Annotated in this window: 14 protein-coding genes and 1 pseudogene; 4 read left to right on the top strand and 11 right to left on the bottom strand. The window is 57.5% G+C overall.

Annotated features, from left to right (window positions below):
• Positions 1 to 2 precede the first annotated feature (2 nt).
• From QVF59_RS11220 to QVF59_RS11185, 8 genes and pseudogenes are all read right to left on the bottom strand, one after another.
• A complete protein-coding gene (locus QVF59_RS11220) occupies positions 3 to 764 on the bottom strand; it encodes an efflux RND transporter periplasmic adaptor subunit (RefSeq protein ID WP_287879856.1) in 762 nt (253 codons plus the stop codon).
• Entirely contained in the window at positions 761 to 2218 is a 1458-nt protein-coding gene (locus tag QVF59_RS11215; protein WP_287879855.1) for a TolC family protein, read from the bottom strand. The genes QVF59_RS11220 and QVF59_RS11215 overlap by 4 nt, the downstream gene beginning before the upstream one ends.
• A gap of 122 nt (positions 2219 to 2340) precedes the next feature.
• The gene (locus tag QVF59_RS11210) at positions 2341 to 8256 is read right to left on the bottom strand and encodes a DUF4347 domain-containing protein (protein ID WP_502866806.1); all 5916 of its coding nucleotides are present in this window, start codon (positions 8254 to 8256) and stop codon (positions 2341 to 2343) included.
• A 492-nt stretch (positions 8257 to 8748) separates the two neighbouring features.
• Positions 8749 to 11850, bottom strand: a complete 3102-nt coding sequence (locus QVF59_RS11205) for a CHASE2 domain-containing protein (protein ID WP_287879850.1) — start codon at positions 11848 to 11850, stop codon at positions 8749 to 8751.
• Between the two features lie 50 nt (positions 11851 to 11900).
• Entirely contained in the window at positions 11901 to 12491 is a 591-nt protein-coding gene (locus tag QVF59_RS11200; protein ID WP_287879848.1) for an OmpA family protein, read from the bottom strand.
• Entirely contained in the window at positions 12488 to 12964 is a 477-nt protein-coding gene (locus QVF59_RS11195) for a FecR family protein (protein ID WP_287879845.1), read from the bottom strand. Before QVF59_RS11195 ends, QVF59_RS11200 begins: the two co-directional genes overlap by 4 nt.
• 115 nt (positions 12965 to 13079) lie before the next feature.
• Positions 13080 to 13316 (bottom strand): annotated as a pseudogene (locus tag QVF59_RS11190) (hypothetical protein); the annotation flags it as partial.
• A 273-nt stretch (positions 13317 to 13589) separates the two neighbouring features.
• Positions 13590 to 14621, bottom strand: a complete 1032-nt coding sequence (locus QVF59_RS11185) for a histone deacetylase family protein (RefSeq protein ID WP_287879843.1) — start codon at positions 14619 to 14621, stop codon at positions 13590 to 13592.
• A 120-nt stretch (positions 14622 to 14741) separates the two neighbouring features.
• On the opposite strand from QVF59_RS11185, the gene QVF59_RS11180 reads away from it, so the two are divergent.
• From QVF59_RS11180 to QVF59_RS11170, 3 genes are all read left to right on the top strand, one after another.
• Entirely contained in the window at positions 14742 to 15224 is a 483-nt protein-coding gene (locus QVF59_RS11180; protein WP_159877867.1) for an Lrp/AsnC family transcriptional regulator, read from the top strand.
• Positions 15225 to 15730: 506 nt separating this feature from the next.
• Positions 15731 to 15991 carry a translation initiation factor IF-1 gene (infA, locus tag QVF59_RS11175; RefSeq protein WP_159877869.1) on the top strand — a complete coding sequence of 87 codons (261 nt, stop codon included), beginning with the start codon at positions 15731 to 15733 and terminating at the stop codon, positions 15989 to 15991.
• A gap of 36 nt (positions 15992 to 16027) precedes the next feature.
• Positions 16028 to 16207: a hypothetical protein gene (locus tag QVF59_RS11170; protein ID WP_159877871.1), complete on the top strand. Its 180-nt coding sequence runs from the start codon at positions 16028 to 16030 to the stop codon at positions 16205 to 16207.
• 87 nt (positions 16208 to 16294) lie between these two features.
• Here the strand turns inward: QVF59_RS11170 and QVF59_RS11165 are convergent, their stop codons facing one another.
• The 3 genes from QVF59_RS11165 to aguA all read right to left on the bottom strand — a co-directional run bounded on the left by QVF59_RS11165 (position 16295) and on the right by aguA (position 20436).
• The gene (locus QVF59_RS11165; RefSeq protein WP_159877873.1) at positions 16295 to 16498 is read right to left on the bottom strand and encodes a cold-shock protein; all 204 of its coding nucleotides are present in this window, start codon (positions 16496 to 16498) and stop codon (positions 16295 to 16297) included.
• Between the two features lie 524 nt (positions 16499 to 17022).
• Entirely contained in the window at positions 17023 to 18927 is a 1905-nt protein-coding gene (locus tag QVF59_RS11160) for a methyl-accepting chemotaxis protein (RefSeq protein ID WP_287879834.1), read from the bottom strand.
• A 402-nt stretch (positions 18928 to 19329) separates the two neighbouring features.
• Positions 19330 to 20436 carry an agmatine deiminase gene (gene aguA / locus QVF59_RS11155; RefSeq protein WP_287879831.1) on the bottom strand — a complete coding sequence of 369 codons (1107 nt, stop codon included), beginning with the start codon at positions 20434 to 20436 and terminating at the stop codon, positions 19330 to 19332.
• A gap of 196 nt (positions 20437 to 20632) precedes the next feature.
• Here aguA and QVF59_RS11150 point away from each other — a divergent pair, with 196 nt between their 5' ends.
• Positions 20633 to 21547: a LysR family transcriptional regulator gene (locus tag QVF59_RS11150; protein ID WP_287879828.1), complete on the top strand. Its 915-nt coding sequence runs from the start codon at positions 20633 to 20635 to the stop codon at positions 21545 to 21547.
• The last annotated feature ends 164 nt before the right edge of the window (positions 21548 to 21711 follow it).

Genomic DNA, 21711 nt, shown 5'->3' with positions numbered 1-21711 from the left:
TCCTACTTGAAGCTGGCCCAGCCACTCATCCCTGGCAGCAGGCTGGACCCATTGCCTTCGATGACGCCTATTGCAAGAATGGACTGGCTTACCGGGTCGATTTGCGCTCCCAGTCGTTCAATCCGGGCAGGGAAACTGCTGCCCAGCTCGTCCACACTCACGGTAAATTTCTTGCCGGGCTTGAGAGTGGTCAGCCATTTGGAAGGGAGTAGCATGCGCAGCTCCAGGGCACCGGAATCGACGATATCCAGTACCGGGTTGCCCGGGCTGACATACTGGTGTACGGCTGCAATGCGGCGTGCCACCCTGCCATTGAACGGCGCATTGATAACGCATTTGCCCACCAGGGTTTGCATATAGCTGGTGTCGGCAGCGGCTTCCTTGGCTTTTCCCTCTGCCTGGGCAATGTCCAGCGCACCTGCCGAGTTAAGTTTGGCCAACTGGTTGTTGACCTTGAGCAGTTGGGTGGCTGCTTCCAGCGAGGCCTGGGCCTTATGCAGCTGGGCCCGATAACTGCCACAGTCAAATTGCACCAATGCCTGGCCCTTGCTGAAGCTACCGCCCTCTGGTACGGGCAGGGCCGCAATCTTGGCTGCTATTTCGCCAGACAAGGTAACGGCGTTGCGTGCAATCAACTGCACGCGAATACGACCGTCACTGATATTGCCCGCTGGCGTGACCAGTGGCTTGGATGGTGGCGTTGCCGCCAGAGTACTTGCCGAAATCAGCAAGCAAGCCAAAGCATGGCTTGCCGCCCGTGTCATTGCTTGCTCCCGGAAACCTGGCTTTGCCAGTGTGTTTCCGCCCCTTGGAAAGCGGCGGTCAAGGCAGGCAGTTCATAACTGCTGGTTCTTTCCGGCAATGCATCCAGGCCCAGGCTGGAGGCCATCTGGCCATAGGCGTTTTGCAGGTCACCGTAACTCTGATACAGGCGCAAGGTGGAGAATACCGCGTTGGCATCAGCCAGAATCGCAGGCAAGCGGCCTTGCACTCCACTATCGGTGGCATTGCGGTTTTGCTGATAGATGCGTTGCTCAACATCGTTTAGCTCTTGTTCCTGAGCAAACTGACGGGACTTGCCCTGCAAGTCCAGGTAGGCCACGTGCACCTGGGTGAGTACCGCCATGTTCAGGGCCATGCGCTGAGCCTGGGCTACTTGCAACTGGGCATCGGCTGCCTTGGTGATGGGCCCGGCGCTGAACAGGTTCAACAGGTTCCAGCTGACACGCAAACCGGCATCACTCCAGGAATTGTTGACCAGGAATTTGTTGCTGTCGTAGTGCTGACCAATGCTGAATTCCAGACCCGGCAGCAGCTTGGCAATAGCCTTGCGGGTTTCGATGACATTGATACGCTCGTTGTAGCGCGCTTCATTCAGCTCGGGGCGGCCAAGCAGCGCCATTTCTTCCATCTGCTCAAGCTTGATGCCCAATTCCGGACTGGGCAGGTCTTTGGGAACAGCCACTTTGAAATCGGTACCCGGCGGGACATTCATGATGGAGGCCAGTCTTGGCTTGGCCTGGGCCAGCGCGTTGCGAACCATGCCCATCTGGCGAATGACATCCAGCAGCTGGCGACGGTAGTTCAGCATTTCCAGTGGAGCGCGTAATTTGAGTTTCTCCACCTGGCGTGCATCTTCAAGGGCACGGTTGGTTTCGGCCAGCAATGTATCAATGCGATCTTCCAGCTGCTGCGCACCTACCGCTTGCCACCATGCTTCACGGACTTGCTGTATCAACTGTTGTGCAACTTTGCGCTTGCGCTGTTGCAGGATCAGAACGCGATCAGATTGTTGCTGCGCGGTGTAATAGCTGACGCCAAAGTCCAGCACATTCCAGCTAAGACTGAGATCTGCCGTACTGCTACGCTTTTCGGAGGAAATAGACGGCACCAGGGATTGTTCGCCGGTGACAACATTTTGCGATGAGGACGCATTATCCTTGTTGCGGGCAGTGTAGCCAGCAGCCACAGCCAGCTTGGGCAGCATGTCCAGGCTGGACAAATCCAGCTGGCGCTGCGCCATGGCCTCTTCCATCAACTTGACCCGGTAGTCCAGGTTGTACTTCAGTGCACGCGCCATGGCTTCTTGCAAGCTGACAGGCCCGCTCAGCGGCTCTTGATGGCCAAACATGTTCTGGCGGTCTGCCTGCAGTGTGGCTTGTCTGTCACCCAGGCTCATTGGTGCCGGGCTGACGGCGCAACCTGTCAAGGCCAGCATGGTAAGCGTTGCCAGAACCGGAAAAGCCCGGGATGCATGCCGTTTGGTCGGTCGAGTCATAGTGTCCCCCTAAAACTGCTGCTTGAATTGCACATTGTTGATTTACGTCCGTCCTGGACGTTTCAGACTATATTTTCCTGCTGCAGCCATTCAGCCACCTGCTCGTCAAAAGACAACTTGCCGTGCTGGCGGAACTGCTCATGCAAGGCAGGCTTGCCGGCCATTGCCACTTTGTCGCTCACCGTAGCAGCTTGCTGTCCCTGGCGAGTTTGCAACTTGATATGACTCACGCCACGATGGCCGTGCTGATCACGGAAGGTAATCTCCAGAGACAAAGACTTGTCCCAGCCGGCAGGTGGTGTGCCGCTAAAACGCCCGGTCTGCGGATCAAATTTCAGCCAGGCTGGCAATGGCTGACCATTACTCTGGCGGACCTGGACATTCAGCACGATGTCCGAGCCCTGCGTGATCACCGTACTGTGCGGCAAGTTGAAAGTGAAGCCTTGTCCGGCCTGCAGCTGCTGGGTACCCAGGTCCGGCATCACCTGCAAAGCGGGGCCGGTGCTGCCTGTCAGATTTGAAACAAAGGACGGATTGGCATGACCGGTGCCAAAGGGCTCAAGCGACGACGGGACAAAGTGGTCCTGACCAAACTGGATCTGGCCTGCTGTTTGCCCAACAATGCCCGGATCACCTGTGATTGCCGGCATCACACTTCCCGTACTGACTGGATGGCCGGTACCGCTGACCGCAGCCAGCACGATATTCGGCGTGATGGTGCCAACATTGATGATGGTGGCAGTACTGTCCGGCACGGTAACCGGTGCCGGGCTGGGTACCGAAGGAGAGATCACCACCGGTGCAAGCAGTTGATAAGCCTGTGCGACAAACTGCTGGCCATTGCTATTGCCCGCCACATCACTGGCACCATTCTGCCTGACTGCCAGTGCCAATGAACCATCTCCTCCCAGGCTGGCAAGGGTTACGATGTAGTGGCTATCGCTTATGGCCGTAACCGAGGCGATCACGCCATGAGCACTGCCGCTGCTTATCAGGCTGAATGCATCTGCAGTCAGGCCACTGATTGCCTTGTTGAATACAACATCATAGCGGGCGCTGCTGGAACTGGTTGAAGCAGGATCCAGCTGTGTTATCGATTGAACCTGTGGTGCCGCGGTATCCACCGTGATGTTGTATGCCGTAGCCAACGCGCCGGCATTACCAGCAGTATCGGTTGCAGTGGCACGGATGCTGTGGCTGCCGTCAGCCAGTGCAGAAGGCAATGTGTAGCTCCACGCCCCGCTGCCATTGGCGGTAGCTGTGCCTACCGCGGTGCCATCAACGTATACCGTCACCGTGCTATTGGCCTCGGCACTGCCTTGTACGGTGGGGGTATTGTCGTTGGTAATGCCATCACTATGGCTGCTGCCGGTATCGGTTGCCGTGGTCAGCGCCAGGCTGGTCGGCGCACTGGGGGCACTGGTGTCAATCGCGATGGAATAACTGGAGGACACGTTGCTGTTCACCCCGCCACTGCTCGCCATCGCGGTAATGGCATGACTGCCATCGACCAGGCTGGAGGCCAAATTGTAGCTCCAGGCACCGCTGCCATCAGCCGTGGTAGTGCCAACGCTGACGCCATCGACGTATACCGTCACCGTACTGCTGGCCAGTGCGGTACCGGTTACGGTGGGGGTGTTGTTGCCGGTAATGCCGTCCGTGTGGCTGCTACCCGTATCGGTTGCAGTGGTCAAACCGCTGACAGTTGGGGCCGGCAGCTGGATGGCTATGCTGCGGGTTGCGACAGTACTGTTTGTCGTTCCGTCACTGACTACGAAACTGATGGTGCGGGTGGCGGTACTGGCGGTGCTCGAGGTGTCATTGTAAGTCACCGACTGGAGTGCAGCCTGCCATTGCGCCAATGCGGCCGTTGCGCCGCTGGAAGTCAGCGTCAGTACGCCGGTGCCGCTATTGTAGCTGGCGGTAATGTTGCCCATCGTGCTGCCATTATTGGTGAAGGCCAACACATCTTCACTACTATGGAAATTGCCGGAGATGGATACCATGGCGGATGCCAGTGTGGTGTTGTCCAGGTCCGATACAGTAATGCCGCTGTCTACCGCCACCGGGGTCGGCGTGCTGCTGAGTGTGTAGCTGCCGTTGCTGCTTGTCGTGGTGACAATGGGCGTTTGATCTGTAGCCGACACCGTTACCGACCGCGTCGCCACAGCACTGTCCTTGCTGCCATCGTTAATACTGAAACTGATGGTACGCGTGGCGTTGTTGGGTGTGATGGCGCTGTCGGTATAAGTTACGGCGCGCAAAGCAGCTTGCCACTGCGCCAGCGTGGCCGTAGCACCGCTGGACGTCAGCGTCAGTACGCCGGTGCCGCTGTTGTAGCTGGCGGCAATATTGCCCATGGTACTGCCATTATTGGTGAAGGCCAGTACATCTTCACTGCTATGAAAATTGCCGGAGATGGATACCGTGGCAGATGCCAGCGTGGTGTTGTCCAGGTCTGATACGGTAATGCCACTGTCTACCGCCACCGGTGTCGAGGTGACATTATCGCCGGCGGTGAATGCTGCGCTGCCGCCACTGGCGGAAACGATGGGTGTTTGATCTGTGCTGGTTACCGTTACCGTCCTGGTTGTCGCCGCACTGCTCTTGCTGCCGTCGTTGACACTGAAACTGATGGTGCGAGTGGCGGTGTTGGGCGTGACCGCGCTATCGGTGTACTTCACCGCGCGCATGGCTGCCTGCCACTGGGCGAGGCTTGCCGTTGCGCCGCTAGATGTCAACGTCAGCACCCCGGTGCCGCTGTTATAGCTGGCGACGATGTTGCCATAAGTAACCGCGCTGGTATTGGTAAAGCTCAGCACATCTTCGCCGCTATGGAAATTGCCCGTAATCGACACTGTGCCGCTGGCCAATGTGGTGTTGTCCAGATCACTGACCGTAAAGCCCGAATCCACGGCTACTGGCGTTGACACGGTATTGTCACCCGCGGTGAACGCTGCACTGCCGCCGCTGGCGGTGGCGATGGGCGTCTGATCGGTGGCAGCTACCGTCACCGTGCGCGTGGCCACACCACTGCTGGAGCTGCCATCGTTCACCTGGAAGCTGACCGTACGGGAGGCTGAGTTGGGCGTCACTGCGGTATCGGTGTAGGTCACCGCGCGTAAAGCAGCCTGCCATTGCGCCAAGGTGGCGCTACCACCGCTGGAGCTCAGCGTCAGCACCCCGGTGCCTGCGTTGTAGCTGGCAACGATATTGCCCATGCTGCTGCCATCGTTGGTAAAAGCCAGCACGTCCTCGGCACTGTGGAAGTTACCGGTGATGGATACCGTGCCACTGACCAGCGTGCTGCTGGCGTTGTCGGTCACGCTAATATTGCCGTCCACCGCCACTGGCGTTGATGCGGTGTTGTCACCAGCAGTAAAGGCGGCGCTGCCGCCGCTGGGGGTCACCACCGGCACCACCGCCACATTGACGGTGGAGGCCACGGCCAGCGTGGTGGTGTCCACGCCGCCGTTGCTGGTGCCGCCGTTGTCCTGGACGCTGGTCAGCGTCACCACGCGATTGCCGGCGGTGGGGCTGCCGCTGCTATCGCGGTAGCTGATGCCGTTGATCACGCTGGCCGCGGTGCTGGAGGAAATGCCGCTGCTACTGATGGATACGGTGGCGGTGCCGCTGCTGAGCGACACGGTGATGCCCAGACCGTTACCACTGGTGGTAACTGAGTTGCCGTTGGTCAGCGCCACATTGCTGCCATCGATGGACAGGATTTCACTACTGCCGTCATGCAGACCGGATACGGTCAATGTCAGAAAAATGATGTTCTGGCTGGACTCCACCGCACTGATGCTGGCTCCACTGAACACCGTCACCGCGGAACCGCCCATGGCGAAGGTGGGGTTACTGGCGCTGGCACTGCCGGTGGGCGCGTCATTGACCGCCGCCACCGCCACCGTCACATTGCTGGACCCGGTGCCGCCGCGGCCATCGTTGACGCTGACATTGACGGTACGGGTGGCGGTATTGGGATCGTTGCTGGTGTTGTTGTAAGTCAGCGCCGCCACCAGCGTGCTCACCCGCGACGCGGTGGCGTTGCTGTTGAATGTGACAATCAGATCATGACCACTGACGCCGTCGCCATTACTGGCGATCACGCCGATGGATACCCCGCCCACCGTCACCACGCTGCCCACGCTGGTGCCGCTGGACAAGGACACTGTGCCGCTGGTATCCACGCCCAGCACATCCTGGCCGCTTTGACCATTGGCGGAGATATGTACGGTCAGATTCCCGCTGTTGAAATTGGAGGTGTCGCTGTCCGTCACCGTCACCGCAGTGCCCACATCCAGCTTCACCGCACCGCCTTTTTCGGTGAATGTGGGATTGTCGCCGTTAAGGTTGCTTATCACCGGCGCTGAGTCCGCAGCTACCGTCACCGTCTTGGTCACCGCGCTGCTGTTGATCGCACCGTCGTTGATCTGGAAGCTGATGGTGCGGCTGCTGGTGTTCGGGGTCAGCGAACTGTCGGAATAGGTCACCGCGCGCAAGGCCGCCTGCCATTGCGCCAGCGTCGCCGTCGCCCCGCTGGACGTCAGCGTCAGCACCCCGGTGCCGCTGTTGTAGCTGGCGCTGATATTGCCCATGGTGCTGCCGTTGTTGGTAAAGGCCAGCACGTCCTCGCCGCTGTGGAAGTTGCCGGTGACGGACACCGTGGCACTGGCCTGGGTGCTGCTGTCGGAGTCGGATAGCGTGATGCCGCTGTCCACCACCACCGCGCTGCCGCTGCCGCTGCTGTAGGCGCTGGAGCCGCCACTGGTGGTCAGCGTCGGCGCAAAGCCGAAATTAATGGCATTGATGGCACCGATGCCTATCATGCCGGTCACCGTATGGCCGTTGGCCGCCAGAACCCGGAAGGAATCGATGCCCTGGAAAGCGCTGTTGCCGGACACAGTGAAGGTCACCAGGCCGCCGCTGCCCTGCAAGGCGTCGCCCACATTCAGCGTCAGCGTCGCGCCGCTGACCGCCACGCCGTTGATATAGCCGACCAACTGCAAATTGCCGCCGGTGGTGCCGGAATCGTAGCCGTTCAGCACCACGCCGATGGAATTCAGCGTGAAGCGGCTGTTGTCGTTGGACTTGACGCTGAAATAAGAGATGGGGATGGTGCCGTCGCTGTAGCCGTCCACCGTTTCCGTGGTCACCGATCCGGGTTTTTCGACAATAATCGTCTGGCCACCGTTATTGATGGAGCCCAGTTGCAGCGAGAAATCCCAGCCTTGGACAGGGCTGGCATTGACCACGCTGCCGGAAGGGTTGTACGAGTTGCCATCCGAGGCGGTGAAATCGGTAGTGCCCGTCGTGGGCCGCGCCAGCAGCGCGTCGTAGCTGAAATGCAGCGCGTCCACGTCAATATGGCCGCTGCTGCGCTCCAGCGTCCAGTCGCCGCCCAGTCTTGCCGCGCCGGTGGCATCGGTGGAAGCCGCCACATCGGCGTGGGTATAGCGCGACAAGGCGCTGACGAAGGCGGCGCCGCCGCTGCCGGCTGCGATGTCGCAGCCATACAGCAGGATATCTCCCCCGGAGCGCAGGGATTGGCCTATGGTGTTCAGGTCTGCCTGACGGCTATCCAGCTTGGCGGTGGTCAGTTCATTGCTGCCCAGCATCAGATCAGCACTCTCACCATGCGAAATAATATGAATCGCGGCATAGCCATGATGGGTTGCTGCCCAGGTGGCAATCTGGCTCAAGCCGTCTTTGCTGGCATCCAGAATGACCACTTCCATGCCCGCAGGCAGTTGGGCGATCAGGCTTTGGTAATTGCTGACATTGGACTCAATGAATACGACTTGCTTGGCTGCCTGCGCCGCCTCCAGCAGCGCGGGCATTTTCTCTGTGGAACGATCGTTGCCAGGATGCGGGCTATCCGGGCTCGGTGATGCAGGCAAGCTGCGTTCGGCGGGGTGTGGTATGTCCACATGTGCCGCTGCAGCCACCGTGGACGCTGCAGCCCCATCGAACATCAAACGTGGTTCCAGCGCCTGCAAGAGCACGCGGGAGGGTTTGGATTCATTGTTTTTTTTATCGCTGGCTTTCGCGTGCTGCGCTGATTTCCACCAACCCATCTTGCTCTCCCGGATTTATTTCTAGCTTGGTATCCCGATCCGCTCCGACCGCACTCTGAGTACAGAAAGGAAGGCAATGACCAAGATAGAAGAAAAAACAGCGATGCAACTCGCCATTTTTTGCGCATTAATACAAAAAGCATAATGTACGAAATTGAATTTTCCTAACGGATTTTTACTTGTAAAAATACCTAATATGACTTTCAATTCGCACGTCAATTGGCTGGCAAACGCTTGCCAAAACCTAATGTCGCCGATTGGGGAAGCCGGGCTGGAAACAAGAAGAACAGCCAGCATCCTGGCGTTAACTGACGAAGAAATGGCAGGCATTCACCTGTAGAGAAAACAGAAATAAGTACAAATGAACAAACCAAGAGAAATCCCGCTGCTTCAATACCCCAGATAGCGGCATATATCCACTTCATCCAGCTGTGCCGGGCGCAGGTAGCGCTCACCGTAACGGCGGTAAATACCAGAGGTGAGGAACAGGTCGAACAGTACCGGGTCGATGTGCTTGTCCTGCTTGAAGCGGTACAGGATGGCGACCGACTCGGACAAGGTCTTGCCGCGCTTGTACGGCCGGTCGGAGGCAGTCAGCGCCTCGAAGATGTCGGCAATAGCCATGATGCGCGCCGGTATCGACAGCACGTCGGCAGTCAATTTGCGCGGGTAGCCGCTGCCGGTCAGCGTTTCGTGGTGGGTGCCGGCGTATTCCGGTACCCGGTGCAGCGACTTGGGCAGTGGCATCTGATCCAGCATCACGATGGTCTGGATAATGTGCTCGTTGATCTTGAAACGCTCTTCCTCGGTCAGCGTGCCGCGCCCAATGCTGAGATTGTAAAGTTCGCCCTGGTTGTACAGATAATGCGGCACCTGCAGACGGAAGCCGTATTTCGGGTCCAGCGCCTTGCTGGGCGGGCGCTCGAACAGGTGCTGCACCTTGTCGGCCAGCAGCTGTTCCTTGGCGGGCAACGCAGCTGCTGCCATGCTGGCGCAACGCATCTCCTCCTCCTGCGACAGCCCCAGCCGGTCGTCGAAATGGCGCCACCAGCTTTGTGCGGCAATATGCTGCAAGCGCTCGATGCGCTCCGGTGCCATGAATTCACCACCTAGGTTGCAGCTTGCCACAAAGGCGAAGTCGTCCTGCAGCTCGGCCTCGCGTGCGGCCAAGCTTGCATCCTCCAGCACCGGGTCTGCGCCGTGCAGGTAAATGGCCTCCAGCCTGGCGATGCGCGCGTCACGCAGCAGCACCTCGAAGCGGGTACGCACCTCGTGCAGGCGGTTGTAGATGGTTTCCAGCTTGGTGGCCTTGTCCACCACGTATTCCGGGGTGGTGACCTTACCGCAGTCGTGCAGCCAGGCACCGATGCGGAACTCGCGCCACTCGTCCTCGTTGCGGAAGGAAAAATCGGCCAGCGGCCCCTGCTCTGCTGCACAGGCGGCCTCGGCCAGCATGAAAGCCAGCTCCGGCACTCGCTCGCAGTGGCCACCGGTATACGGACTCTTGGCGTCGATGGCACCGGCCAGGACGCGGATCATCGCCTCCATCAGCGCCTTCTGTGCTTCTGCCAGTGCCAGGTTTTCCATCGCCACTGCCGCCTGCGCAGCCAGCGCTTCCATGAAGGGAAGCAGTTTGGGGTCGAAGGGAATCTGCGCCTTGCTGTAGTCGTCGCGGGCATTGCACAGCAGCATCACCCCGACCACGGCGTTTTCGTGTGCTTTCATCGGCAGTACCAGCAACGAGTCCGCCTCGATGCCAATCTGCCGCAGCAACTCGTAAGTATTGGCCTCCAGCTTGTCATCACTGGCGGCCAGCCCGGTAACCTGGCACGATTTGCCGCTGGTCAGCACCTGTCCCGGCAGGCTGTTCTGCCAGCGGGTGTCTGCCGGCAGCGCACCCGGATAGGTATGCAGCACGTAGCGCAAGATGTTGTCGTCGCCCAGCAGCAGCACCGCCGCGCCTTCGCAATAGGCCATGTCGCATGCCGCTTGCAGCGTGGTTTGCAACAGTAGGTCACGCTGCTGCAGCCGCCCCAGCGCCAGGCCGCTTTCCACCAGACCCGCCAGCTTGATACGGGCATCGGTCAGGCTGGCCAGGATGCTGCTACCCAACAGCACCGCCAACAGCAGCAGCAGCTCGATCACGATGGCGCTGACATCCAGCAACAGGCCGCGATACTGGAACAGCGCCAGCCCCAGCGCATAGGCCAGCAGCACCAGCACCAGGCTCAGCCACACCGCACGCTGTGGCCGCTGCCTGAGCCAGCGAGCCGGGCCGCTATCACCACGCGGTATGTGCCATAGCAGATTGATGCCCAACAGCAGTCCTGCTGCCAGCTCTGCCCACAGAAACCACCAAGGCCGCTGCAGGAAGGCACCGTCGTACAGCGCCTCCATCACTTGTGCCTGGATCTCGATGCCCGGCACCAGCTCCTGCAGTGCGGTGTAGCGCATATCGTTGAGTCCGGAGCCGGTCAGCCCCACCAACACCAGCTTGCCAGCCAGCATCGAGGCATCCGCCCGGCCCTGCATTACATCCACCGCCGAAACGTAGCGCGCCATACCGTCCGCCTGGCGGGCAAAGTGCAGGTAGATGTCGCCATTGCTCTGGGTGGGCACATCCAGCTCGGCCACCCGCACTGATGCCACGCCGTGTGCGTTGGTAGTCACCCGGATCGCATCGTCACCGGTGCCGACGCGGAACATTTCCAGTGCCAGCCCCGGCACCAGTTGCTCGTCTACCGTGGCGATCATGGCGATACGCCGCACACCGCCACTCTGCGCGTCCACGCTCAGCAATGCCTGGCCGCTGGCTGCGGCCTGCAGCTGCGGCAGGCTGGCCAGCACCTGCGGATAGTGATGCACGAAGGGACGCGGGTCATCCCCCATCACCCGTACCGGCACGCTGCGCATGCCGCTGGTGGTGGTGTAGGCCCGAAAATCGAAACCGGCAGCGCCCAGCACCGTTGGTGCTGCCGCCAGCGCCTGGGCGAGCAAACGGTCATTGCTGGGCAGGGCACGCAACTGGCCTGCCAGCGCCTGCTGACTGGCGGGCAGGCGTGCCGCCAGCAGATCCGGTGAGCTTTGATCCGCCTCCGGCATATAGATGTCCAGCCCCAACACCGCCGGCTGGCGCTGTTGGATGCTGCCGATCAATGCTGCCAGCCTGTCACGCGGCCATGGCCATTGCCCCACTTGCCGCAGGCTTTTCTCGTCGATGGCGACAATGGTCACCGGCTGGCTATGTACCTTGCGCGGCATTAGCTTCTGGAAGCTGTCGAACAGCCAGCTACGGGCCCCCTCCAGCGGTGCACCCGCTACAGCCAGCCCTACCGCAAGCTGAGGCGGCAGTTGCTGAAGCCAGACGGACGGCAGCTGGGTTGCAAGCTGCAACAGCAACAGCATCGCCAGCAGCAAGGCAGCCATCGGCCGCCCACGCCCCCCTACCAGCAGGCGACGCAGCATGTTTTGTGAACGCAAGGGAAAAGACATGACACCCCACTTGTCAGCTCAGCCGGCCGGTGACGGGCATCGGCCACGGGTCAACGCACCGAGACCTCCACCCGGCGATTGCGCGGCTCCTCCACGCCACTGGCTGTCGGCACCAGCGGGTCGCGCATGCCGCGGCCGGTCACCTCCAGCGACCGGGGCTGTACCCCAAGCTGCTGCAGCATGCCGGCAATCACCTGCGCCCGCTGCAGCGACAGCGTGTCGTTGTACTCGCTGCTGCCCACCAGGTCGGTATGGCCGATCACCAGGATTTCCGGCACCGGTCGGCTGGCCACATCCTGCTTCAGTGCCGATAGCGTGGCCTCTGATGCAGCAGTCAGTTGGTCGCTATCGTTCTGGAAATACAGCAGGTAGCTGGCGGGGCGTCGGGGTTGCGCCTTCAGTACGTCAGCATAATGGGTAGCAACCTCGGCCTCGGTTTCGCTACCGCTTTGCATGCTGCCACCGGGCTTGACCGCCGCCGTGCCGTAGGCCTGTGCGATTTCCTTCTCTTCACCGGCAGCACGAACAATCACCTTGCCCACGCTGCCATCCGGTGCCGGCAACAGTACCACTCGATCCGAAGTCGGCTGATATACCAAGGCCGCTATGCCCGTCAGCACTACCAGGATTACCCCATTCATGGCGTATCCCCCCGGTCCTGTGCTTCGATGATAAATTCGGTGCCGCGCACACCCAGGGTCATGGTCGAGGTGCGAAACTGCACCGCCTCGGGCGAATGCTTGGCAATAGCACCGGAAATCACTCCCAGTCGGCCTTTCCTCAGCGTGGCCTGCAGCGCTCCCTGCTGCGTTTTGTTGTCGAAGTTGAATTTATCGAGTTGCAACACCGACATCGCCCCTGCAGACAGCATTGTTTTGTCGCGCAATATGATACCCACCGCGCTCGCAGCCCCGGTCTGCACCAGGTCGGCCTCTTGCAGTGTCAGCCCGGGCTGCGCCGGCACAATCTGTGCGCCGCGCTTGACCTGCACATTGCCGCTTACCGTCTTGATGGTACCGATACCCGCCTCCTCCGCCATCGCCATCGGTGCCAGCAACAGGAAGAACCAGCACAGCCAGCCGGCCCGCATACTGCCATGCTCTTTCCATTTCATCTGCTTGCCCCCGATCCCTAGACTGACTAACCCCATGTCTACTTTTACGGCATGTCTCGCACGGTAAAAAACCCTTGGCGGCCCCACTAGTTTGCTAAATAGTTTTATGGCTGAATTACGACTGATTTGCCAGATACTTTAATGTCTGTTGTTTTGCCCTGCACAGCCTTCCCGGATTATCAGTTATCGAGCGCTTGGGGCCGGCAGAACCGGCAACCCAGGCTGAAGTAGCCACCGTACGCAAGGCCGTGACGATGGTGAATTCACTCAGCCGCCAAGAAAAACCGCTTGCAACATCAGCAAGAGCACCAAATACCATCACCGTCAGCATGTTCCGGAAGGTGTTGGCAGGATGGTCTTTACATACTTGAAACCATACAACTGGCTGTCAGACACCGGCATCAGCTCAATGACGCCTTCCTGCAAGTGATTGGCTACACGGGCCTACTTCTGAAAATTTTGCCCGCGGCGATAAGCTGATTCGATGTCTGCCACCAGCTCCAGCAATACGTTTTCCATGCCTTTCCGGCTCAGGAGGGTGCGAATGTCAGCAATATCGAATAGCGCGTCTGAAATTGGCTTGCCAGATTCTTGGAGCCGTGAGTTCGGATGTACGAACACTCATTCATTTTTCTCCTTCGAAACCTTGCAGCACATTGACCGCGTTGATGCCAATTTCATCGACCATATACCCACCTTCCATCACAAACAGCGTCGGCGCTCCGATGGAAGCAATAGCCGCCCCCATCTTGAAATAGTCCTGGCTCGTCAGCCTGAAGTGACTGATCGGGTCATTTTCAAAGGTATCTACCCCGAGGGAAATCACGAGCGCATCAGGCTGGTAATCGCGAATGCGCTGGCATGCATGACTTAGTGATACCGCATAGCTTTCCCAGGCGGTACCGTGCGGCAGGGGGTAATTGAGATTGAAGCCTTGGCCTGCGCCTTTGCCGGTCTCATCACGGTGTCCGGAAAAATAGGGATAGGAGCAACGCGGGTCTCCATGCAATGAAACGAAGAGCACGTCTGGGCGATCGTAGAAAATGCTCTGCGTACCGTTTCCGTGATGGAAATCCACATCTAGAATGGCCACCCGCCTCCCGCCCTGATCCAGGCAGGATTGAGCAGCAATCGCGGCGTTGTTGAGGTAACAGTAGCCCCCCATGTATTCAGCAGCAGCGTGATGGCCGGGTGGGCGGCAGAGTGCAAATGCACTGCCATTGCCCTGAAGCAGGTGGTCCATGCCATTTAGCGCGGTATCGGCACTGCGACGTACTGCCTGCCAAGTCCCCGCAGTAATGGCGACACCGGCATCCATGGCATAAAAACCCAGCTTGCCGTCGATATGCTCAGGCTCTATATCACTGCGCAAATCACGTACCGGCCAGACCAGAGGCAAGGCATCGTGCCGATGACCCAGTGCGGTCCACTCCTGCCAGGCCGTTTCCAGGAAATGTACATACCGCTCACTATGAACCCGGGCATAGCGTTCGTTGACGTAGTAGGCAGGCAAGGCAATTCCACCCAAGCCGGTCTGACGTACGCGGGCGAGTATGGTGTCTGCGCGATGGGGGAGTTCAAAACAGGGAGACACCTTGCCATCCTTGAGTTCGGAAGCATGGTGCAGATGATGATCGGGGTTGTGGAATGTAAGCATCTTGACATCACATGGCGGTTGTCCTGATGCAAATTATGCAGATTGGCGTAAGTAATTTTTTTGCTTTTCTTGTCGAAAATTAGGCAACATAAGAAAAGAAAAATCACTTTTTACCAAAATATGAAGAAGAACAGACCAATAGCAGCATTAGATGCTGTAGATCTAACCATCCTGAAACATCTGCAGAGCGATGGCGCGATGTCCACTCCAAAGCTGGCTGAGCAGCTGTCACTGAGCGTAACGCCCTGCTGGCGACGACTTAAGCGATTGGAAGAAGAAGGCTATATCCTGGGCTATCAGGCTAATCTGGACCGGCGCAAGTTGGGACTAGACGTCATGGCTTTTGTCAGCCTGAGCTTTGGCAATGTTGGTGACAAACAGCCCAACCGGTTCGAAGCACTCATTCAGGACCATGTACAGGTGCTGTCCTGTCACAAAATCACCGGCGAAGCGGACTACCTGCTGGTAGTACTGGCTCATGATCTGGACGATTACAGCAATTTTATCGAAGCGCTGCGGGCCATCCCCGGAATCAGCTCAATCCATTCGAACCTGGCACTGAAGGAAATAAAGTTCAATTCACGGCTACCTCTGGATATCTGACCAGCGGCGCAACCGCCAAGTCGGCCAAGCAGCAAAGGCAGGACAAGCGCTAAGGCCAGCAACACACCAGCCAGGATTGTGCGTGACGATACAATGTGTTGCATATAGTCAGGTCCACCAAACAGTCTTGTGTTTATAAGCTTGACCTTATGCTTTGATTCCTACACCAGCAGAAGCATCGATCCGCCGCTCGTGCAACTGCAGATTGTGAGGTCGTGCATCCCGAGTGCCTGCAAGCCCTGCCCATGTGCGGCAAGGCCGAATACGCGGGAGTGCATGCCATCCTATGTCCCTGCCGGTACTGGCTGGGAATAATTATTGACAAATCAATGAGATAAGTTTATCGTTCTGTCACCTCTTCCCAAAGGTGATGTTCTTATCACCTGCCTTGCCTTAACTGCTGCCGTTTCGCTACAGCAATTTCCGCCCAGGTCCACGAAGCCAATCCTCATGCCACACCGTATTTTTACCGGTGTGACAGCTTACTTTTTCAGATTGGAAACACCATGTCCAAAGAAGACATGATTGAGCTCGAAGGCGTTGTCATCGAGATGCTGCCGGAATCACGTTACCGTGTCCGGCTCGATAATAATGTGGAAATTCTCGCGTACGGTTCAGGCAAGATGAAGATACACCGCATCCGCGTACTGCAAGGCGACCGGGTCACTGTTGAAATGTCACCCTACGACCTAACCAAAGGACGTATCAATTTCCGCCACCCGACTGCCAAGCCAGCACATCAGCCTCAAAGAAGGCCAAGACGCTAAAGACCAAGCATGAAAATATGGTCACAAGGAAATTAATTGAAAATAAATGAATTAAAACAAGGTGATTACATCACCCAGCAAGTAGACAATTTCACTATTGCACTTGAAGTCGTATCCATTAAGAAAATTGGCCGCCGGTTTATGGTTACTTTCAGCTCCGTGTTTGGCATAGAGACTGCAAGTTACCAGGGTGATGCATACATCACCGCTTCTTGATATTAAAAAATCCTGTCTTATGACAGGATTTTTCAGGTAGTCCAAATATGAAAAGCCCCATTTGGGGCTTTTTCATTTCAGCAAGGCTTAAAGTGGCTGAATGCCTGTTGCTGCCGGGCCTTTCTGGCCCATTGCTCTGGTAAAGCTGACTTTCTGACCTTCGTGCAATGACTTGAAACCATCAGCACGGATTTCGGAAAAATGAGCAAAAAGATCGTCACTGCCGTTGTCCGGTGTAATGAAGCCAAAACCTTTTGCATCATTGAAAAATTTAACGGTACCCGTTTCCATAATGTACTCCTTGTGTCAGTTTGAATTCCAGAAAAACATGATAGTCAAGGAATAAATAAAGAAACAAGGAAGACCCACTTGTAGGGCAACGAGGTATCGATAGGTATGGCGCTTGAAAATCCTGCTTTTTCTTTTTTACGCTACAAAGCAATCCGGGTCAATACATTTTTGCCTTCCAGAAAACGAACACAGAAAGAATTACGGCATGCTGTATTTACCAGGGAATAGCAACACCCTCAATTTAATCTCAATTCATATAAAATTGACTGAAGTCGTAAAGCTCATACACATTGCCTGAATGGCCCCACAGCCGCAGTAGAAAACTGCGCCTGCACTGTACGGGATGGCACAACGTTGGTGTTGCAAAACAAGGGGATAGGGATTTCAGATACTCGTGAAAGTCAGCTTCGGCCAATCTGCCACCAGCCAGGCGGTCGATCATGAGCTGGTCGGACAACGCCCAGAAGACAAAAGCCCGAAATCAATCAGGCTTTTGTCGTGACCCATGCTGAAAACAAGTGCCGTCAGGCCATGGCGATACGATATTGACTGATGGTAGTGGACAAGTGCCCGGCCAACTGGTCAAGTTTCTCCGCCTGCGTGTTGTTGTGTACGGCAACGATGCTGTTTTCTTCAGTCATTTGTGCGATCTGTTCGATATTCTGGCTAATCACCTGCATGGCCTGGTCCTGTTCCTCAATGGCGGTGGCAATGCCCTGCATGCGCTGCAATACCTGCCGTGCACCCTCATCGACTAGTTGCAAACCTTGTTCACTGAAGTTGACCGAACTCAGACTCTGTCGTGACAATTTATCCGCCTGAGCCATGCCGGCAACCGAAGCATCGATTCGTTTCTGCACATCCCGGATTAGTCCGGCGATTTCCTCAGTGGCGGTCCCGGTGCGGGCAGCCAGATTGCGCACCTCGTCAGCGACCACGGCAAAACCCCGCCCCATCTCTCCGGCACGTGCTGCTTCAATGGCGGCATTGAGCGCCAACAGATTGGTCTGATCGGCAATGTCCCTGATGACATCGACAATCCCGCCTATCTGTTGGGAGCTAGCGCTCAGCAGTTGGATATCCTTACCCGAGGCCTCAATCTGACGGGCGATTTCACTCACCTTTTGCACGGTATCTTTCATGGCCGTCAGCGCCTGGCCCGTTTCGGTCCGCGATGTTTGCACTTGCTCCATCACCGAGCGGGTGCTGCTGGCCATTTCTGTCATGCTGACAGCAGATTCCTCTACTGCGGCAGCTACCGAGGCTGTTGCCTCCGACTGCACAGAAGCACTCTGCTTGACCTGATTGCTACTGGAAGACAGTTGCTCCGCAACCGACCCCATGTCCCGGCCACAGCCCTGGACATCCAGAATCAACAGTGAGAAAGCCTCCAGCAGCTTGTTGAAGGCACTGCCGATTTGCCGCGCTTCCAGTACGCCATCGGCCTTGACGGTGCAAGACAGATCCCGTGTTTCTACGGTTTCCTCCACGGAGCGGGCAACGCGCAACAAGGGGCGGCCAATGCTGCGCCCAACCCACAGGCCAACTCCCGCGCTAAACAGTACCGTGGTGAAACCAATGACAATCACCATCCACAGATTGCGCAATGCCTGGTCTTCCTGTGCCTGGGTCTGCGCATCGATACTGGCCGTCAATTGCTGTTCGACACCATAAAGCGCGTTAATCTTGCTGGTGATCGCGTCAAACCATTGATCAGCTGCCACATTGAACCCACCCTGAGCAAGCCGGCTTTCCATCACGCTGCGGAACTGCTCCACACGCATGGACTCCGCACTTGCCAGCACGCGCTTCAGCCCTGCCACCTCTTCCGGCTGGGCAACACTTTCAAACTGATGCAGCAACTCTGCCTGACTATCGATCTTTGCCAGGATCACACGGTATTGCGGCCACTCCACCTTGTCCGCAATGAATACCGGTAGCGACAGCGCACGTTCGAGTCCAGCATTTTCCTTGGCCTGGATCAGGTCCAGATACGCCTGTAGACGACGCACGATATCTGCTTGGTCATTACTCTGGCCGATAGTCGAAATGCCCTTCAAGAGCGTCGCAATGGTCTGGGTGAAATAAGCCGAGCTTTGTGCAGGCAAGGTGCTTTGTCGTGATATTTGCTCACGCATCCCGCTCAGATGCTGTAGCACAGCATTGGCATTCCGGATGTTCACGTTGTCCGCCAACTCATGATTACTGGCTATCACATACTGGTAAGCCTGCAACCTGGTTTCAGTGGTTTGTCGAATGCCAGGCATTTTTTCAGCAAAGTTCTTGCCATGCGATTGCAGGAAGCCAGCAGATGCCCCTCTTTCGATTTGAATGGAATGGATCAGATTGCCGGTTGCAATGGCTACCTCCATTAACTTCCGGGTATGCAGGGCTTTTTGATATTGGCTGTAGTTCTGCCACAGCAGCATAAGTGAAAAACTGCTGAGCACCAGAAGCGGTACCAGTATCAACAAGACAAGACGGTTCCTGATTGTGGAAAACATAAGCTGCTACCTTGTTCCGATAAGGGGCTGATTTGGGAAAATAACAAGGCAACAAACGCCGCAACCTTTGCGTACGTTTGTCATCAATTTTCCAATCATGACAAGATGCTATTTGTTTTACTGGCCGGCGGACTTGAAATAGGTCAATCCCGTGAAACAAAAACAAGCGCCAGAGGAAGACTGCAATAATGAAGACACGACCGGGATTGGCTGGGCCGCTGCAGCAGCCTGCATGCTACTGACTGGAAATCAATAAGCGCGTGGTGGGTTTTTATGTGCATGGCAAACAGAAACGGCGGGAATACACCCGCCGTTTGGAATAGTGCCTTAGCTGGCTTTGCCAGCCGGAATCTGCTGGGTAATGCAGTGAATGTTGCCGCCACCAAGCAGCACTTCACGCGCCGGTACGCCGACAATACGGTATTCCGGGAAGATTTCCTGCAGGCGGCTGGCGGCCGCGGCATCAGTGCGCTCGTCCAGCAGCGGGAAGATGATCTGGCCGTTGCTGATCAGGAAATTCACATAGGAAGCCGCCATGCGCTCGCCCACTTCACGCGGGACGGCCTGACCGCTGGCTACCACGCCGGCGGTTTCTTCTGCGGTGTAGTACAAGGGGCCCGGCGACAGCATCTTGTGGATCTTCAACTGGCGGCCCTTGGCATCGCGCGCTTGCGACAGCACTGCATAGGCGGCCTGCGAACGCGGGTATTGCGGGTCGTTTTCATCGTCCACCCAGTGCAGGATCACCTCACCCGGGCGGGCAAAACAGCACATATTGTCGATATGGCCGTCGGTTTCATCCATGAACACGCCTTCGGGCAGCCAGATGAAATGGCTGACGTTCAGGTATTCGGACAGCAAGGCTTCAATCTGCTGTTTGGACAAATGCGGATTGCGGTTGGGGTTGAGCAGGCACTCGGCGGTGGTCATCAGCGTACCTTCGCCATCGACATGGATCGAGCCGCCTTCCAGCACCAGCGGCGCGGCATAGCGGTCGAAGCCATGGTGGGCCAATACCTGGCTGGCCACTGCACTGTCCTGGTCCCACGGGTGATACAGGCCACCGTTGAAACCGCCCCAGGCATTGAACTGCCAGTCCACGCCACGCACCTGGCCTGCCTGGTTGACGACCACGGTCGGGCCGCTATCGCGCATCCAGCAGTCATCGCTGTTCATTTCCACCAATGTCACTTCGGCGGGCATCACGGCACGGGCTGCGGCCATGCATTCCTGCGGCACCGCCATGAACACCGGGGTGGCTGCGGCAATGGCCCTGGCGATGGCAGCAAAGGTTTGTTGCGCTTCGCGTCCAGCATGGCGCCAGTTATCCGGGCGCTGCGGCCAGATCATCCATACCGCTTGTTGCGGGGCCCATTCGGCCGGCATGTGAAAGCCGTCGGCGGCAGGCAGGCTAGTGTGCGTTGTGCTGTTCATTGAGATCACCATGCATTGATTGATGCCATCGGAAGTATTCAGGACATCGTGCAGCTGCAGCGCTGTCCGGCGGTGCGACAAGTCAGCCGGTTTTGTCTGCCATGCACGAGGAAATGATTGACAGACGCAGTCTAGGGAGAGGCAAACTATTCAGCAAATGAACAATACGAATACTTTCATAAATACGGTGAATGATGTGAAATTGCATCAGCTGGACCTGAACCTGCTGCTGGCGCTGGATGCGTTGGTCAGCCTGCGCAGCGTCACTCGGGCGGCGGAGAAACTGTTTGTCAGCCAGCCGGCGATGAGTCACTCGCTCAACCGCTTGCGGGCATTCTTCAACGACCCGCTGCTGGTGCGCTCGCCACACGGCATGCAGCCCACGCAAAAGGCGCTCTACCTGCAACAGGGTGTGCATCAGGCGCTCAGTCTGTTGCAAAGCCACTTCAGCCAGCCCGAAGCGTTTGACCCGGCTACTTCGACGCGCCGCTTCACCCTGTGCACCACGGATTACGTGGAATGCGTGCTGATTCCGCCACTGGTGAAAAAACTGGCAGTGGAAGCGCCCAATGTCCATATCGACATCACCATCCTGCGCGAGGAGATTCCGGAACTGGCGCTGGCCGACGGGGAAATCGACTTTCTGCTGGGTTTTGACGAATACATGAAGATTCCCGGCTATCTGTGCCGGGAAACCTGGCTGAACGAGCCCTTGATCGGCATCTTGCGTGCCGGCCACCCTTTTTGCAGCGACCGGCTGACCCTGGCCGACCTGATTGCCTTGCCACATGTCTTCCATGCGCCGCTGGGCAATCTGGGCTCGCCGATGGATGACTTTCTGGCCGAGCGCGGCCTGCAGCGCAAGATTTCGGTGCATAGCCAGAGCTATATGGCGGCGGCGGCTATTGTCAGCCATACCGACCACCTGTTCATCCTGCCCAAGAAAGTGGCAGCGATGATGGCAGGCTACTGGCCGCTGAAGATGGTGGCGCTGCCGGAGGAGTTACCCGGCTATCACCTCAACTGCATCTGGCATCCGGTGCAGGACAGCAACCCGGCTCTGCTGTGGCTGCGTACCTTGATGCGCAGCCTGATCGAATCCACCGACTAGCCGCATGCAGCATATGGCCCGGTATTCATCGCATGAATGGGTGTATCAAAATGAATCATTTTCCCGCATGAGCCGGACTCTTGTAGATTAGCCGCCATATTGCGTCATCGCCCATGCCTGCGCTTGGTGCAAGGCTGTCAGCGTGATGGGAATGAAACCCGTCT

The sequence above is a fragment of the Aquitalea sp. genome (assembly GCF_030150775.1).
Taxonomy (GTDB): Bacteria; Pseudomonadota; Gammaproteobacteria; order Burkholderiales; family Chromobacteriaceae; genus Aquitalea; species Aquitalea denitrificans.
The sequence above is the reverse complement of the archived record's forward strand: the minus strand, read 5'-3'. Positions and strand labels throughout refer to the sequence as shown.